This window comes from Paraglaciecola sp. IT1134, from assembly GCF_058068185.1.
In genome coordinates, this window is the sequence record NZ_CM176486.1 from 150073 (window position 1) to 166560 (window position 16488).

20 protein-coding genes are annotated in these 16488 nt (G+C 46.1%); all 20 read left to right on the forward strand.

Going from position 1 to position 16488, the window contains the following annotated elements; all coding sequences use genetic code 11:
- Positions 1–2: 2 nt before the first annotated feature.
- Genes AC3RV5_RS00715 through AC3RV5_RS00810 form a run of 20 tightly spaced genes read left to right on the forward strand, consistent with a single transcriptional unit; the run spans position 3 to position 16439 of the window.
- Complete coding sequence (locus AC3RV5_RS00715) at positions 3–386, forward strand: hypothetical protein (RefSeq protein ID WP_489730089.1); 384 nt, start codon at positions 3–5, stop codon at positions 384–386.
- Complete coding sequence (locus AC3RV5_RS00720) at positions 379–1125, forward strand: beta-ketoacyl synthase chain length factor (protein WP_489730090.1); 747 nt, start codon at positions 379–381, stop codon at positions 1123–1125. The genes AC3RV5_RS00715 and AC3RV5_RS00720 overlap by 8 nt, the downstream gene beginning before the upstream one ends.
- The gene (locus tag AC3RV5_RS00725) at positions 1118–1882 is read left to right on the forward strand and encodes a lysophospholipid acyltransferase family protein (RefSeq protein WP_489730091.1); all 765 of its coding nucleotides are present in this window, start codon (positions 1118–1120) and stop codon (positions 1880–1882) included. Before AC3RV5_RS00720 ends, AC3RV5_RS00725 begins: the two co-directional genes overlap by 8 nt.
- A complete protein-coding gene (locus AC3RV5_RS00730) occupies positions 1879–2130 on the forward strand; it encodes a phosphopantetheine-binding protein (RefSeq protein WP_489730092.1) in 252 nt (83 codons plus the stop codon). The genes AC3RV5_RS00725 and AC3RV5_RS00730 overlap by 4 nt, the downstream gene beginning before the upstream one ends.
- A gap of 15 nt (positions 2131–2145) precedes the next feature.
- Positions 2146–2397: an acyl carrier protein gene (locus tag AC3RV5_RS00735; protein ID WP_489730093.1), complete on the forward strand. Its 252-nt coding sequence runs from the start codon at positions 2146–2148 to the stop codon at positions 2395–2397.
- Positions 2398–2401: 4 nt separating this feature from the next.
- The gene (locus tag AC3RV5_RS00740) at positions 2402–2950 is read left to right on the forward strand and encodes a COG4648 family protein (protein WP_489730094.1); all 549 of its coding nucleotides are present in this window, start codon (positions 2402–2404) and stop codon (positions 2948–2950) included.
- Positions 2940–4274 (forward strand): AMP-binding protein, encoded by a 1335-nt coding sequence (locus AC3RV5_RS00745; RefSeq protein WP_489730095.1) that lies wholly within the window; start codon positions 2940–2942, stop codon positions 4272–4274. Before AC3RV5_RS00740 ends, AC3RV5_RS00745 begins: the two co-directional genes overlap by 11 nt.
- Complete coding sequence (locus AC3RV5_RS00750; protein WP_489730096.1) at positions 4267–4620, forward strand: ApeI family dehydratase; 354 nt, start codon at positions 4267–4269, stop codon at positions 4618–4620. The genes AC3RV5_RS00745 and AC3RV5_RS00750 overlap by 8 nt, the downstream gene beginning before the upstream one ends.
- A complete protein-coding gene (locus AC3RV5_RS00755; protein WP_489730097.1) occupies positions 4617–5348 on the forward strand; it encodes a glycosyltransferase family 2 protein in 732 nt (243 codons plus the stop codon). Before AC3RV5_RS00750 ends, AC3RV5_RS00755 begins: the two co-directional genes overlap by 4 nt.
- Positions 5345–6307, forward strand: a complete 963-nt coding sequence (locus AC3RV5_RS00760; protein ID WP_489730098.1) for a lysophospholipid acyltransferase family protein — start codon at positions 5345–5347, stop codon at positions 6305–6307. The genes AC3RV5_RS00755 and AC3RV5_RS00760 overlap by 4 nt, the downstream gene beginning before the upstream one ends.
- The gene (locus tag AC3RV5_RS00765; RefSeq protein WP_489730099.1) at positions 6304–7848 is read left to right on the forward strand and encodes an HAL/PAL/TAL family ammonia-lyase; all 1545 of its coding nucleotides are present in this window, start codon (positions 6304–6306) and stop codon (positions 7846–7848) included. The genes AC3RV5_RS00760 and AC3RV5_RS00765 overlap by 4 nt, the downstream gene beginning before the upstream one ends.
- Positions 7841–8263 (forward strand): acyl-CoA thioesterase, encoded by a 423-nt coding sequence (locus tag AC3RV5_RS00770; protein WP_489730100.1) that lies wholly within the window; start codon positions 7841–7843, stop codon positions 8261–8263. The genes AC3RV5_RS00765 and AC3RV5_RS00770 overlap by 8 nt, the downstream gene beginning before the upstream one ends.
- Positions 8260–8811 carry an outer membrane lipoprotein carrier protein LolA gene (locus AC3RV5_RS00775; protein WP_489730101.1) on the forward strand — a complete coding sequence of 184 codons (552 nt, stop codon included), beginning with the start codon at positions 8260–8262 and terminating at the stop codon, positions 8809–8811. The genes AC3RV5_RS00770 and AC3RV5_RS00775 overlap by 4 nt, the downstream gene beginning before the upstream one ends.
- A complete protein-coding gene (locus AC3RV5_RS00780) occupies positions 8811–11093 on the forward strand; it encodes an MMPL family transporter (RefSeq protein ID WP_489730102.1) in 2283 nt (760 codons plus the stop codon). Before AC3RV5_RS00775 ends, AC3RV5_RS00780 begins: the two co-directional genes overlap by 1 nt.
- Positions 11077–12306 (forward strand): NAD(P)/FAD-dependent oxidoreductase, encoded by a 1230-nt coding sequence (locus AC3RV5_RS00785; RefSeq protein ID WP_489730103.1) that lies wholly within the window; start codon positions 11077–11079, stop codon positions 12304–12306. The genes AC3RV5_RS00780 and AC3RV5_RS00785 overlap by 17 nt, the downstream gene beginning before the upstream one ends.
- On the forward strand, positions 12294–12854 hold the full coding sequence (locus AC3RV5_RS00790) for a DUF3261 domain-containing protein (RefSeq protein ID WP_489730104.1): 561 nt from the start codon (positions 12294–12296) through the stop codon (positions 12852–12854). Before AC3RV5_RS00785 ends, AC3RV5_RS00790 begins: the two co-directional genes overlap by 13 nt.
- Positions 12847–14016 (forward strand): beta-ketoacyl-ACP synthase, encoded by a 1170-nt coding sequence (locus AC3RV5_RS00795; protein WP_489730105.1) that lies wholly within the window; start codon positions 12847–12849, stop codon positions 14014–14016. Before AC3RV5_RS00790 ends, AC3RV5_RS00795 begins: the two co-directional genes overlap by 8 nt.
- A gap of 2 nt (positions 14017–14018) precedes the next feature.
- Positions 14019–14486 carry a hotdog family protein gene (locus AC3RV5_RS00800; RefSeq protein ID WP_489730106.1) on the forward strand — a complete coding sequence of 156 codons (468 nt, stop codon included), beginning with the start codon at positions 14019–14021 and terminating at the stop codon, positions 14484–14486.
- Position 14487: 1 nt separating this feature from the next.
- Positions 14488–15216: a 3-ketoacyl-ACP reductase FabG2 gene (locus AC3RV5_RS00805; RefSeq protein ID WP_489730107.1), complete on the forward strand. Its 729-nt coding sequence runs from the start codon at positions 14488–14490 to the stop codon at positions 15214–15216.
- Positions 15216–16439: a beta-ketoacyl-ACP synthase gene (locus tag AC3RV5_RS00810; protein WP_489730108.1), complete on the forward strand. Its 1224-nt coding sequence runs from the start codon at positions 15216–15218 to the stop codon at positions 16437–16439. Before AC3RV5_RS00805 ends, AC3RV5_RS00810 begins: the two co-directional genes overlap by 1 nt.
- Positions 16440–16488 lie beyond the last annotated feature (49 nt).

Below are 16488 nucleotides of genomic sequence, written 5' to 3' on the forward strand. Positions count from 1 at the left end.
TTATGTCTAGCTTGAAACACATAGCCTTAGCCATAATTGCGCTCACGTTAGTCGCATGTATGACCACTAAGCCGATTTATAATGTGGCTGAGAAAAATAACACTGCTGCCAATCCTACCGTAGCTCAAGTCAAAAAAGCGATTGTTGCCGGAGCTAAATATAAGAATTGGGTGGTAAAAGAAGACTTACCGGGTAAATTGATTTTAGACATTACCGTACGTGACCACTATGCCCAGATTGAAGTACCTTATTCTGCAAACGGATACAGCATTCATTATCTATCAAGTACCAACTTAGGCATGAAGGGCAATAAAATTCACCGTAACTATAACCGGTGGATCAAATACCTTGAGCAACAAATTGATGCCTATTTGAGTTATGAATAAAGCTGGTCAAACAGGTATTGCGATAAATATTCATACCTGGTCTGCATGGCTACATGGTTGCTCACTCAGCGAATTGAAAGCTTGGGCCCTAGGTGCACTAATGTTACCTGCTCAGCCTGAAACTATGCCAGCTCCTCGAAAAGTGCCCAAAGGGCAGCACAGGCGTTTAAGCCCCATGGCTAAAATGGTCCTGAGTCAGATTGATAATATCGATAACGCAACAATGTTGCCGAGTGTTTTTTCAACTCGGCATGGTGATTTAGGTAAGACGGTAGCTTTAGTCGCCGATGTAGCAAATAACGAGCCATTGTCGCCCACGCAATTTGCACTTTCAGTACATAATGCCATTGCCGGGCAGTTTAGTATCTACTGGGGCAATAGCCAAGCGAACAATATTGTGTCTGGGGGCAGGGATAGTTTCCATTTAGGTTTACTGGATGCCGCCGTCAGATTAGGTAACTCATCGGCCTCACAAATGCTATTCATCCATGCTGACTTGCCGTTGCCAAGAGCATACGAAGGGTATGCAGATGAACAACAAATAGGTCATTGTGTTGTAATGGTGCTCAGTAAAGCAGTGTCTGCATTATCCTACAGGTTAAAGCGCGTTGTGCATCTTCAAGCGACGGACCCGATATTGCCTTTGCCCCAGGCCGTCGAGTTTTTAAAGTTGATGCTGAATGAGCAGAAAGAGTTTTGCATTCAGGGTGATGCGAGTTGGGAATGGCAGCGTGGATAAACTAAACCAAGGCTGGCGTTTAATTACCACAGGCCTGTGTTTTTTAGTATTTGGTGTGGGTGGGCTATTGATGGCACTGTGTTGGTTGCCATTGTATCGTATGGTCTATCGTCAACCGGCACAGCGCAGGAAAGCCAGTCGTTTAGCTGTACATAAAGCCTTTAAATTTTTTGTGCAATTGATGGAATTTGTTGGTGTGGTTCGACTCGACCGACAAAATTTGTCCAAATTGCACAATATCGACGGGCGGATAGTGATAGCCAATCATCCATCTTTAATTGATGTGGTAGTGCTGATATCACTGATCCCCAATGCGAATTGTGTAGTTAAACAAAGTTTGTGGCGCAACCCCTTTATGCGCGGTGTTATTCGTAACACCGGCTATTTAAGTAATGCGGATCCGCAAAAATTGTTAATGCAATGCCGGGATTCATTGGCAAGTGGCAGTTGCGTCATCATGTTCCCTGAAGGCACGCGCACTGAACCTGGCAAGATACCCAATTTTCAACGCGGTGCGGCGAACCTAGCCTTGCGCTGCAATGCTAATTTTCAGTGTGTATTTATACAAGTTACGCCTCCGGGGCTGACCAAATGTTTACCCTGGTACAAGGTGCCAAAACGCAAAATGCAGTTTTTGTTAGACGTAAGAAAAGAGTTTGATGTGAGTCCGTATTTGACAGGCAACATTAGTAAATCGGTACGTATCCTGACACGGGATATAGAGGCGTTATTTATAGAGGAGTTAATGGAGATATGAGCTTACACATCCAGCTTAAGCAATTGATTATCGATACCTTGGATTTGGAAGATATAGGAGTAGAAGATATAAATAATGACGAGCCACTGTTTGTTGACGGACTGGGTTTGGATTCGATCGACGCCCTTGAGCTAGGATTGGCCATTAAGAAAACCTACAACATAACGATAGAGAGTAATTCTGAACAGACTAAGGCGCACTTTGCTTCAGTAGACAGTTTAGCGAATTTCATTACATCACAGGCATAGGAAGTAGTGAGTATAATGACGAACACCCAAAATGAAATCTTCAGTCAATTAAAAATCATTTTAGTTAATGATTTCGAACTGGAAGAAAATGACATAGTACCAGCGGCAAATCTGTATGAAGACCTGGATTTAGACAGCATTGACGCCGTAGATTTAGTGGTTAAAGTACGGGAACTAACCGGTTTAAAAATTGAACCCGATGCCTTCAAGCAAGTGCGCACGGTGCAACATGTAGTGGACGAAATTTATTCTTTAAAACAAGGCTAGTGAAGTGACGTGGCTAGTGGCTGTGCTTGCGTTAGCTTACCCATTGCTGGCTTATTTGGGCCTGCAACTGGGGTCGCCCGCCCTAGTTGCAGCAGTGCTCATGGGCGTGTTATTAGGACGACTAAAATGGCATAAAGGCGGACTTTCTGACCGATATGTAAATGTGGCGTCGGTTATGATCGTGCTGGTGTTGGGTGTGTCGGTGCTGACAAATTCCAATATAGGTCTTCGCTTTTATCCCGTCATGGTCAATCTGATGTTACTGATGTTGTTTGTTGCGTCGCTGTTTTCCCCCCCTCCCATTATCGAACGGCTCGCCAGATTGCAGCAGCCTGACTTACCACCTTCAGGCGTATCCTATACCCGCAAGGTAACTATGGTTTGGAGTGTGTTTTTTCTACTCAATGGGAGTATTGCTCTAGGCACTGCAGTGTGGGCAGATATGCAAACCTGGGCGCTGTATAATGGGTTTATTGCTTATCTTTTAATGGGGGGGCTTGGTGCAGGTGAATGGTTAGTTCGACGCAGGGTAAAAAAACAACATGACAGTTAATCTTGCGCTGGATAAAAATAGTACCCGGACTTTTATTAGTTATCCCCAGCACAACATTAGCTTCGGCCAGTGGACAGTAGCGGTGTTGCATCGAGCGGCGTTTTTCAGCCAGAAAAGTGAACATAGGTGGCTAGTGTACGAGCCAGATTTCTACGAGTTTTCGGTTTCCTTTTTCGCCTTATTGCTGGCCAAAAAAGAGATATTGTTAGCCAGTAATGGTCAAGCTTTGAGCGTTAAATCTCTGGCCGAGCATTTCGATGTGGCTTTGTTACCAGAAGTCATACCGCACGTGCATTGTTACACTCCTCAAGTATGTTATGCGCAATTAACTGGGGCCCAGTGTTCATCGATAGATGACATGCAAGTGGTGAACTTTTTAACCTCTGGTAGCAGCGGAGAAGCTAAAAAAATTGGCAAATATTGGCATCAGTTAAAGGCAGAAGCACTTTGTCACATCCAGCAGCATCAACCTCAATTCGCTGCTGGCATCTTTGTCACCAGTGTTAGTCATCAACATATATACGGTTTGTTATTCAAGTGTATTGTACCGCTATTAGGCAGTTATTCGGTGATCGCACCTATGATTCAATTTCCGGAGCAACTAAGCCGCTTAGCAACTGAATATAGAACGCTGATTTTCATATCTAGCCCCGCCTATTTAAGTCGGGTTGTACAGGAACCATGTAATATTCAAAGCCTGTCGTCTATGGGGATGACTTTTAGTTCTGGAGGGCCATTGCAACCTAACACTGCCCAGGCGATTTACCACAACATTGGCACAAGTCCGATAGAAATCTTTGGCAGTACAGAAACAGGTGGCATAGCGTGGCGCCAATATCCTGAAATAGATTATTGGTTACCTTTGCTGCCGGTAAAAATTAAGATTGTAGAGCAAGGACAATTAGCGATCCAGTCGCCATTTTTAGGTGATAAAAATTGGTATGTGAGTGACGATCTCGCCACGCTGGTCACTGAGGATAAGTTTAAGTTGCTCGGGCGCGTCGATCGTATTGTTAAGTTAGAAGAAAAACGCTTATCCCTGAGCGAAGTTGAGAAGGTGCTAGTTCAGCATCCACTTTGTGAGCAGGCCAAAGCGTTTTTGCTGGAAGGTAAACGTACCCAACTTGCGGTAGTTATTGCCATGGTCCCAGGTCAAACCTTAACTGGATCTGCCAGCTTGAAAAAAATATTCAAACAACATCTTGCGGGATATTTTGAAACTGTGTTGTTACCCAGAAAATGGCGTTTTGTTGACGTGATACCGACAAACAGCCAAAGCAAGACCCCCCAAGCTATGTTAATGGAGTTGTTTGCTAGTGAATAGGGAGCCGCAAGTACTGTTTGCACAAACCAGTGGTGATGAATGCAAATTGTCATTATTTTTGGCAACAGACCTAGATTTTTTCAACGGTCATTTTCCCGGCGCTCCAGTATTGCCCGGTGTCGTTCAATTGCATTGGGCAGTGGAATTCGCCCAGCGGTATTTCCCTAGTGCAAGGTACCGCTATGTGCATCAAGTAGAGGTGTTGAAATTTCAACAACTATTGATCCCCGATCAGCAAGTAGATTTATTATTAACGCGTAAATCGGAGTTTAAGTTTAACTTTGTTTATCACTCTGAATTTGGACAACATGCTTCTGGCCGAGTGATATTCAAGGATATTGAATGAAGGTTTGTGTGGTTATCCCCTGCTTTAATCATGGGCATAAGTTGTTTGAGGTGTGTGAGCGATTACTAACCTACGGACTGCCAATTATTATAGTTGATGACGCCAGCCATAAGACTACCGCGCTAGTCGTGGATCAACTGGTAACGCGCGAGGATATACATCTTGTTCGTCACGGGGTCAATCAAGGCAAAGGAGGAGCTGTCATGAGTGGTTTCCGCCAAGCCTATAACATGGGTTTTAGCCATGTGCTGCAAGTTGATGCAGATGGTCAGCATGAATTAGCCGATATTCCTAAGCTGCTGGAGACAGCGACTGCCTTGCCACACCATGTTATAAGTGGATATCCTCAATATGATAATAGTATTCCGACAGGTCGTAAATATGGCCGTTATATCACCCACTTTTGGGTTTGGGTAGAGACCCTGTCTTTTACTATCAAAGATACTATGTGTGGATTTCGAGTCTACCCTTTAGCACCGTGTCTGGCTCTGATGGAAAGCCACGCACTGGGCCGAAGAATGGATTTTGATATCGAAATCCTGGTCAGATTGCATTGGCGCAATGTGCACACATCTTTCATCCCGACTCGGGTTATTTATCCACCAAATGGATTGTCTCATTTTCAGCCCTTGGCCGACAATATGCGGATCGCTTGGCTGCATACACGTCTTTTTTTTGGCATGTTGCTGCGCGCGCCTTTTCTTGTTAAACGCAAGTGGGCTAAATGAACCAACACTGGTCCATGTTAAGCGAACGTGGCAGCCTGCTCGGTATGCGCATCCTGTTATTTAGCTATAAGCTAAGTGGCAGATGGCTTGCCTGGCTGATACTCGGTCCGGTCATCCTTTACTTTTTTATCACGGGCCGAGAGGCACGTCGAGCCTCAGGTAATTTTCTGTATAGCGTATGGCAAGCCCACCCTGATGGACCGATTAAGCAAAAACCTGGTCTTTGGCATAGCTTTACGCATTTTTTAAGCTTCGGTTCAGCGGCGTTAGATAAAGTAGATTCCTGGTTGGGTAAAATTACTAATCAACAAATCAGTTATACAAATTACGCCCTGTTTGAAACGCTGCAAAAAAGCCAGCAGGGGGCGGTCTTTATTGGTTCCCATTTAGGTAACCTTGAAGTGTGTCGTGCCTTGAGCAGCCAAAAATATCCGGTGCGGATTAATGTTTTGGTATTTACTCAGCATGCCCAAGCATTTAACCGTATGTTAAATCAATTAAATGTGGAGGTTGGGGTCAACCTTATTCAGGTGAATGAGCTTGGGCCGGATGTCGCTATTATGCTAAAGCAGCGAATAGACGACGGTGAATACCTGGTCATTGTCGGCGATCGCACGCCCATCGCCAACCCAGGACGTGTGGCTAATTGCCGGTTCTTGCAACACGATGCGCCATTTTCACAGGGACCTCTAATATTAGCCAGCTTGCTCGAGTGCCCGGTGTATTTATTGTTTTGTTTGCGTCAGGGCCGGGGTTTTCACGTTATTCTCGAATCCTTTTGCGAATCCAAGCTCGTGTTAAAACGTAATGTTCGCCAACAGCGTTTAAACGAACTGTGCCAGACCTATGCAGACAGACTAGCTTATTACGCCAAGCGCTATCCGCTGCAATGGTTTAATTTTTATGATTTTTGGCGACATGAACTTGCCGCTGTAAAACAGGAAGATAGTACTGAATGATATGCCAAGATAAACAGGTGTTTGGCCACGAAAGATTGTGTATTGAAGATATTGTATCTATCGCGATTAAAGGAGCAGAAGTTGCACTGTCAGACGATCCAAAGTTTACACATAAAGTGGACGCTGGTGTCAGGTTTTTAGAAAAATTGTTGACCGAAGACGGCGTGATTTACGGCGTGACCACGGGTTACGGCGATTCTTGCACTGTGGATATTCCGCCTGAACTTGCCGGTGAGTTACCGTTGCATTTAACCCGTTTCCACGGCTGTGGCTTAGGAGATGACTTTTCACTCCAGCAGGGCCGGGCCATACTTGCCGCTCGTTTGTGCTCGTTGAGCCAGGGTTACTCAGGAGTCAGTTGGGACCTATTAGATTTGTTGGTGGCGTTATTGAATCGCAATATCATTCCTGTTATTCCCCAAGAAGGCTCGGTTGGAGCCAGTGGCGACTTAACTCCCCTTTCGTATTTGGCCGCAGTGATGTGTGGTGAACGAGAGGTGTTTTATCAGGGCCAGAAAACGCCGGCACTACAAGCTCTGGCAGCGGAAAACTTGCAGCCAATCACATTACGCCCCAAAGAAGGCTTGGCAGTGATGAATGGTACAGCGGTGATGACGGCACTGGCAGCATTGGCCTTTGACCGGGCCAGTTATTTGACCAAGCTTTGTAGCCGTATTACTTCCTTAGCCAGCCTGGCATTAAAAGGTAATAGCCATCATTTTGATGAGATTTTGTTTTCAGTTAAACCCCATGCAGGGCAACAGCAAGTGGCTAAGTGGATCCGGGATGACGTGAATCATCATGATCATCCACGCAATGATAAACGCCTTCAGGATCGTTACTCTATTCGTTGTGCACCCCATGTAATAGGGGTGTTGGCAGATGCCTTGCCTTGGTTTCGCAGTCTCATCGAAAACGAATTAAACAGTGCAAACGACAATCCAATTATTGATGGTGTCGGAGAGCACGTGCTGCACGGCGGCCATTTTTACGGTGGGCATATTGCGCTGGCCATGGACACCATGAAAAACTGCGTTGCTAATCTCGCTGATTTGATGGACAGGCAAATGGCGCTGTTAATGGATGTGAAGTTCAATAACGGTTTACCCGCAAACTTATCAGCGGCTAGTGCCCAGCGTAGTTGCATTAATCATGGCTTCAAAGCGGTACAAATCGGTACCTCTGCCTGGACTGCTGAAGCTTTGAAGTTAACTATGCCAGCCAGTGTTTTCTCCCGATCTACTGAATGTCATAATCAGGACAAGGTCAGTATGGGTACCATAGCGGCACGGGATTGTTTACGTGTCTTGCAATTGACTGAGCAAGTGGCGGCGGCAACGCTGTTATCGAGCTGGCAAGGGGTGGCATTGCGCGTGGCTCAGGGTGAATTGGCCGAGGATACGTTCACCCCCCAGCTCACAGCCATGTTAGATGATATTAAAAGCTTTTTCCCTTTGTTAACAGAAGACCGGCCACTCGAACATGAGCTTAGAAATGTTATCAATTATATTCAAACTAAGCGCTGGAATTTATATGAATAACGAAATGCCCAGTGTTGATGTCTGCATAGACGTGCCATTTTACGACGTCGATGCGATGCATGTCGTGTGGCATGGTAATTATGTGAAATACTTGGAAGTGGCACGTTGTGAATTGTTGCGTAGCTTTAATTACGATTACCTGGATATGCACGCTTCAGGTTACATGTGGCCTATTGTTGATATGCGGATCAAGTATGTGGGTTCGGCCAAATTTGCTCGTAAAATCAATGTCAGAGCTAGTATTAAAGAGTATGAAAACCGCTTAAAAATAGCCTATATCATTACCGACGTAGCTAGTGCCGAAGTGTTAACCAAGGCTAGCACCATCCAGGTTGCTATTGATATGTTATCAGGGGAGATGCTGTTTGCCAGTCCAGCCATACTATTGGAGAAATTAGGGATTAAGGGAGCATGAAGATGGCTCTGGGTGGGTTATTTTTCGCTTGGCTATTGGTCACCGGCAGCGCACATGGTGTCACCCTGGATTGGCCTGCTCAGCAACCACAAGAAGGCCAGTTTGAGCAGCAAAAGCATTTAAAAGTATTAGCCCAACCCTTTGTGAGTCAAGGAGAATACAGCTATAGCCCACAAAAAGGCATAGTGTGGTGTACCCAATATCCTATCGTGAATACCTTAATTATTGGGCCCAAGGGCGTGTTTGAAACCCAAGAGGATGGCAGTAAAATCTTATTGACTGCTGACACGCGCTTGAGTGAATTATTACTGGTGTTGTTTAGTGGCGATGAGCAATTGTTGCAACAGCAGTTTGAGGTTGAAAAAATGACCGAGCACTACCTGTTACAGCCTATCGATGCACAATTACGTAAGCTGTTTGCCAAGATCACTGTCACCTTAGACAACAATCTCATTAGGCAAATTTCGTTGTTTGAGGAAAACGGCAATTACACCGACATTTTTTTAACTGACCAAGCAAGTGACGCATCAAAAGTGAATGCCCCCTAGTGTTACAACAGTTCACTAAATGGCGTGTGGCAGCGCTATGGCTGATTAGTTATTTGTTGATTCTTACTGCGCTTTTAGTGCATCTTTATCACCAACCTGTGACATTAGATGCGGATATCTTGAATCTACTGGACACGGATCAAGATGCAATGCAATTGGTGAAAGAAGCGTCCAGACCTTTTCAGCAAAAAGCATTGTTGCTGGTCGCCCACGAAGATCCGGCACAAAGTAAAACCTATCTTGATACTATTAGCCCCGCACTGTTGGCGTTAAAGGGTGTCAGCTCAGTTACTGCCAATCTGGCAGACAGTCTGGATTTAACAAAAATTCTGGCCGCCTATGGCAACTATCCTCTTAATTTTTTGAGCACCCAAGCTCAAAAAGCCAAAAGCAATAACGATTATGCTTATTTACAGCAGCGCTATTTACAGCTCATGAGTCAGCCTGGAAATCCGGTGGTCAGCGGTACGCTAGCTGATGCGCCGCTATTAAATGTGGCCGATTGGATCATCGAGCAAAGTAAACAGGGAAACTGGTTGCAGGATGGCAATTATCTCTATGTGAAACATGCTGAATTACGTTATTACCCGCTCTTTATTGAGCTGACGCCCGGCGCAATGCAGTTAGATCAAGCGATTACTACCGTGGACAATTTTTGGCATATTTTGCGGACCGCTGATAAAACCGGGCAATTTATTCTGAAAACCAGTGGTTACATTTTTCACGGCGCGGCGATTACTGCCAGGGCGGGATACGAAATGCAGTTTTTTGGCATGATTTCCTTGTTAGGAATATTGCTACTGACTTGGTTGAGCTTCAAAAGTGTGCGCCCGCTTTTTATGACATTATTACTGATTATCGGCGCTGTAACAGCAGGCTTCACTGCTTTGGTGCTGGTGTTTGCAAAGATCCATTTATTAGCTTTGGTGTTTGCTATCAGTTTAATCGGGGTGGCGGTTGATTATGCCTATCATATTCTGCTTAGTGCTCGTCACACAGGTAAAACGGGCGGGGCATTAGCCCGTTATATGTTGCCTTCCTTATTAATGAGTGGTGGCACCACATTGGTAAGTTACCTATTGTTGTGGTTGATCCCTATTGGGTTTTTACACCAAGTAGCCGTTTTTGTTAGTGCTGGCTTGGCGTTTGCTATTTTTAGCGGACTGAGTCTATTGTGCTGGTTCCCCGCAGTGATCCATGCACCCACCGAAGCGGTGGTTAAGATTGTACATAAGCGATACTTTGTGGGGGTGGTAGTGATTTTTGTCGGGATCATAGTCATGGCAGGGTCGATGTTTAGGTTTGTGGATGACATCCGTATATTTAATAGCGTTCCGAAGGACCTGATTGAAAATGAGAAATTTGTAAATAGCCTGATTGGTAATCAGCAGTATCCGCGTTTTATTTTGCTGCAAGGGGATAGTGAAGAGAAACTTTTGCAAAATTTCGAAGTCACTCGGTCGGCATTCTCGCGTATTTCCAACGAACGTGTAGTGGGCATCGACCAATGGCTGCCCTCAGGCAAACGACAGCAAGATAACGCACTGTGGCTACGCGGCGCCTTACAGCAACAGTTACTCCCATTAATTAGTCCATTTATTCGTCCACAGCAGCAGCAAAAATTGCTTAACTCCCCCATCGAGGTGATGCAAGCGGCCCAATTGCCCCAAAGTATTAACCAGCTGTACCCGCAAATATTAACCCAGGGGACACAGAAATACGGTGTATTGAGTTACTTTACAAAACTGAGCGACAGACAACTTGCCCGCTTGCAGCAGGCCTTGCCTTTTAAAGTAAATTTGATTGACCAACCGAGCCAACTCAGTGCCGCGCTATTTGAATTGCGGCACTACGTGGGATATTTTTTGCTGGTCTCCACATTGGCTCTAATCAGCTTGATGTTGCTACGCTATGGATTTCGTTATGGAACCGTGATGCTGAGCATTCCGCTATTGGCAGCAGGATTAGCCCTGGCGATCAGTCAATTGCTTAACGGATTTCTGACATTGTTCAACTTGTTGCCCTGTATATTGATCTTGGCGCTGAATGTGGATTACAGTGTTTTTCTTAAAGAACACGGTAGACAGAAGCATGTTGTGCTTGCCATTGCCTTAGCTGCACTAACCTCGATACTGGCATTTGGTATGTTGGTATTAAGTAATACACCTGCTATTAAACAATTTGGCTTGACCACCTTAGTGGGCGTTGCGGCAGGGTGGTTACTCTGTTATTTGCTACCGCCATCTTTATTAAACAAGGAAAGTAATGCAACAAAGTTGTGATGTAGTTGTTATTGGTGCCGGACCTGCCGGTTCATGTGCGGCAAAAATGTTGGTCGATAAGGGCTTATCTGTGGTGGTGGTGGAAAGAGCCACCTTTCCGCGTTTTTCAATTGGCGAAAGTCTGTTGCCGCAATGTATGAGCTTTCTGCAGGAAGCCGGATTAAAAGAGGTTGTAGACCAGTATGGTTTTCAACCAAAAAACGGGGCAACATTTTTACGTCACGGTCAGTTAAGTGAATTTGATTTTTCTGACAAGGTGACGGCTGGGCCGAGTACCACTTATCAGGTTAAACGCGCAGAGTTCGACCAACTATTGGCTGACGCGGCGAGTAAAGCCGGGGCTGATATTCGTTTCAGACAGCAATTGCTATCCTTAGTACAGCAAGAAGGGCTGGTTGCATTACAAATACAAGATGAAGTTACCGAGCAGTCATATCAGCTTAATTGCCAGTTTGTATTGGATGCCAGTGGCTTTGGCCGCGTTTTGCCGAAGATGTTGGGATTGGAGTATCCTTCTGCATTTCCAGTGCGCCAGGCGCTGTTTGGTCATATTCGTGACCGACTCCCAGCCCATGTGGATCGTAATAAAATTCTGATCACCGTTCATCCTGTGCACCCGGACGTATGGTTTTGGTTGATCCCCTTCGCCGATGGTACCAGCAGTTTGGGCGTTGTGGGTGAACAACATTACTTCGATGCTAGCGACACCAGGAGTAACGAACAAATACTATGGGATTTAGTGCGCCAAGCCCCGGATTTGGCCCAGCTACTTGTGGAAGCTGACGTGGTTTCACCCGTGCGGGATATCGTGGGTTATGCTGCTAACGTAACGAGCCTTTACGGTCAGCGATTTGCATTGTTGGGTAACGCTGGGGAATTTCTCGACCCGATATTTTCATCTGGTGTCACTATTGCCTTAAAGTCCGCATCTTTGGCAGTCCCTTTGGTACAGCGAGAGTTACAAGGAAAAAATGTCGATTGGGAAAGCGAGTACAGTGTGCCACTACGCAAAGGCATAAATACGTTTTGGCAATTTGTGGCTAAGTGGTATGAACTGCCGCTGCAAGACATCATTTTCTATCCCACACCTCAGCCCCAGGTGCGGCAGATGATATGTTCGATCTTAGCTGGCTACGCTTGGGATGACAGTAATCCATTTGTGCACGACCCTGGACGCCGTCTAAGTGTATTGGCTGAGCTGTGCGCGCCTTAGTCTTATTGCTGGTATGCCAGTTGTTGCTAGGTTGTGCGTCTCATATGCAACAAGTAGAAGAAGTGCCCTTAGGGAGCGGTCAATATCAACTGCAACCCATTCCGTCACAGTTACAAGGACAGGGGCGCTTAGAGCAACTGCTAGTCACCCGAGATAATCAGCAACATCAGTTGTTGCTGCAAATAGAATTGCACGCACAACAGATTAAAATGGTGGGTTTTTCTGCTGCCGGTTTAACCCTGTTTGAGCTAAACTGGCAACCGTTGACAGCTATTCAAAGCTACAATTACATGCCGATAGATGGGGTGCCTCTGGCACAGATATTGGCTTATTTTCAATTAGCCAATTGGCCGGTAGAAAGTTTATATAGTGGCTTGAAAGGCATCGAACTAAACGCTAGTGATAACGGGCAAACACGTCGCTTCGCGTATCAAGGTCAGCAGGAATTTAGTGTGATTAAAACAGCAAAAAAAAGCGTGTTTGCACATCAGCAACAACATTTCAGTATCGAAATTAGCACATTAAAGATTTGGCCTATTAATGAGTAGTTTAACTGACTTAGGCATTGTCTGTGCGTTAGGCGAAAATAAACAGCAAGTGTTGGCAGCTTGTTTGCGTGGCTGTCAGCAAGGCATGTCGATGCGCAAAAATCTTCATCCCCAACACTCTGTTCGGGTGGGGCAAGTAGAGACAGCATTGCCTACCTTAGCTGCATTTGCTAAGGGCGCTAAAAGTCGCTGCAATCAGTTGGCTTATATTGCTTACCAGCAAATCGCCAAACAAGTGGCGAACCTGCCTTATGCTGCCGAGCGTATTGCTGTCATTATTGGCACTAGCACATCGGGTATCGAGACCGGTGAGTTAGCCATGGCCGAGTACAACCACACAGGGAAGATGCCGGATGAATTTAATTACAGTATTCAGGAAATGGTCGCGCCCGCAACATTTATTGCAAAATTAAGCGGGGCTAAAGGGCCAGTTTATAGTCTTTCCAGCGCCTGTTCTTCATCAGCTAAGGCCTTGATCAGTGCCGATTTTTTGCTACGCTCAGGCCAGGTTGATGCCGTTATTGCCGGTGGTGTAGATAGTTTATGTAAGCTGACGATTAACGGTTTTGCAGCTCTGGAATCGGTAGCGAAAGATTATGCGTCACCCTTCGCCCAACAACGTGACGGCATCAATATTGGCGAGGGTGCCGCCTTGTTTGTGATGCAAAATAGTACCACTGGGGTGATATTAAAGGGTTACGCAGAAAGTTCAGATGCGCATCATATTTCTGCACCAGCGCCGGAAGGGAGAGGTGCCATAAGCGTAATGCGCGGGGCCTTAACTATGGGGGGACTTCATGCCAGCGAGGTCGATTATCTCAATTTACATGGAACAGCAACCTTGCAAAATGATCAAATGGAAGCCATTGCTGTTAATAAAGTCTTGCCCAACACGCCATGTAGCTCGACTAAAGCCATGACAGGTCATACTTTAGGAGCCGCCGGTGCAATAGAGGCAGGCATATGTTGGTTATTGATGAGTGAGTTCAATACCCAAAATAGACTGCCAGTAAACATCATGCATGGCCAACTTGATCCCAGCCTCGCACCTGTGAATTTGCTTACCCATAGTTTAACCTTGCCGCGCAAAATACGCCGCTGCCTGTCAAACTCCTTTGCATTTGGCGGTAACAATGTGGCTTTGCTGTTGGTGAAGGAGTAATCATGTATTCAATAGCACAGGTGCTACCCCATCGTCCCCCCATGGTGTTACTCAATACCTTGCAAAGCTACGATTTAGAGGCTGCAGTCTGCCGGGTTATAATCAATCAGCAAAGTCCATTTTTTGATGCCCAATTAAATGGTGTGCCCAGTTATATCGGGGTGGAGTACATGGCGCAAACCATTGCCGCTTATGCCGGTGCTAAGGCGCTTGCATCACAAGACCAGGTGCGTATAGGATTTTTACTGGGATCTCGCAAATATCAATGCCATGCAAAGATTTTTACGCTTGGTCAGATACTTGATGTGGCGGTGCAGTTGTTTATGCAAGATGAATCTGGTTTAAGTGTATTTGACTGCAGCGTTATGCATGCGCAAACGTTGTTGGCTAGTGCCAAAATCAATGTATTTCAACCTGCTGATGCCGCTTTATACATTCGTCAACAAATGCAATCGAGAGAAGAAGAATAATATGCAAAACAGACGCGTTTTTATTACCGGCTCAAGTAAGGGCATAGGTAAAGCGATTGCCCTAGCATTGGCAGAAGCGGGTTTTACCCTGACGTTACACTGCCGTTCAGATATGGACAGTGCCAAACTAACCCAGGCCCAGTTCGCCCAATTTGGCCAAACTCCAAATATTCTGCAATTCGATGTAGCAGACCGGCAACAAGCCAAGGCCCAACTTAAGGCTGAAGTTGCAGAACATGGTGCCTTTTATGGTGTGGTATGCAATGCAGGCATCACCCGGGATAACGCCTTTCCTGCCATGCCGGCAGAAGATTGGGACGCTGTACTTAGTACCAATTTGGATGGTTTTTATAATGTACTACAGCCACTTGTTATGCCTATGGTGCAAGGGCGAAAAGGAGGGAGAATTATTAGTATTTCTTCTGTGTCGGGAATCCTGGGAAATCGTGGGCAGGTCAATTATAGCGCCTCTAAAGCAGGGCTAATTGGCGCGACCAAAGCTCTCGCATTAGAATTGGCGAAGCGAAAAATCACGGTAAATTGTGTGGCACCGGGTTTAATAGAAACCGATATGGTGCATGAATTACCCAAAGAAGACATGCTCAAAATGATCCCGTTGCGGCGGATGGGGCAAGCTGAAGAAGTGGCCGCCACTGTGGCCTTTTTAATGTCGGATCCAGCGGCCTATATAACCCGTCAGGTTATCGCGGTTGATGGCGGATTAAGCTGATGAAACGCGTAGTAGTGACCGGAATGTCGGCAGTGACTGCCATGGGTCATGATTGGGATTCCTTTGAACGCGGGTTGCGCGCGGAAAAAAATGCGGTGCAGGTTATGCCCGACTGGCAAGATGTTCAGGATATGAACACCCAAATCGCCGCTCCGGTAGATTTTGTCAAACCGGCACATTTCAAGCGTAAGAAGGTTCGCTCTATGGGGCGGGTATCACTGATGGCCACGGCGGCGACAGAAGCCGCCCTGGCACAAGCCCAATTACTTCATGACCCCATGTTATCTGACGGCGGGGCAGGCATTGCCTACGGCTCGTCTACCGGCTCGACGGATCCACTGATCGCTTTTGCCCGGCTCAAGAGCGAGCACGTTATGCAAGGGGTAACCGCTACCAGTTATATCCAAATGATGGCTCATACTACTGCGGTTAATTTGGGCGTTTATTTTCAGACCAAAGGGCGAGTTGTGACAACAAGCTCGGCTTGTACCTCAGGCTCCCAAGGCATAGGTTACGCTTATGAAGCGATTAAATTTGGTAAGCAGAAGATCATGATCGCTGGTGGAGCAGAAGAGTTATGTATTACAGAAGCGGCGGTCTTTGACACCTTGTATGCAACCAGTACTCGCACACAAACTCCAGAATTGACGCCGCGGCCTTATGATAGCAAACGTGACGGCTTGGTTATCGGAGAGGGGGCCGGAAGCTTAATTCTAGAAGAGTTAGATCATGCCGTGGCAAGGGGAGCGACTATCTACGCTGAAGTAGTGGGTTTTGGAACCAACTCCGATGGTGAGCATATTACCCAGCCTGCTGCCGATACTATGAGTACCGCAATGCAGCTAGCCTTGGAAGATGCGGGTGTTAGTGCCTCTCAAATTGGCTACGTCAACGCCCACGGTACGGCGACTGAAGCGGGTGATATTGCCGAAAGTCATGCAACTTATACAGCACTCGGTGCGGTGCCTATTAGTTCGCTGAAAAGCTATCTAGGACATACATTGGGTGCATGTGGCGCAATTGAAGCTTGGGCTACTATCCAGATGATGCGCACAGGTTGGTTTGCCCCGACCATCAACTTAACCGATGTCGATCCCAGGTGTGCCCCATTGGACTATCTTACTAGCGGCGGGCGGATCATAGACACGGACATGGTTATGAGCAATAACTTTGCCTTTGGCGGTATCAATACTTCACTTATTTTTAAGCGCTGGACGGTCTAATTATTATTCGTAAAATTGTGCTAGAAAATGCTGGTTGCAGGTATTTAAT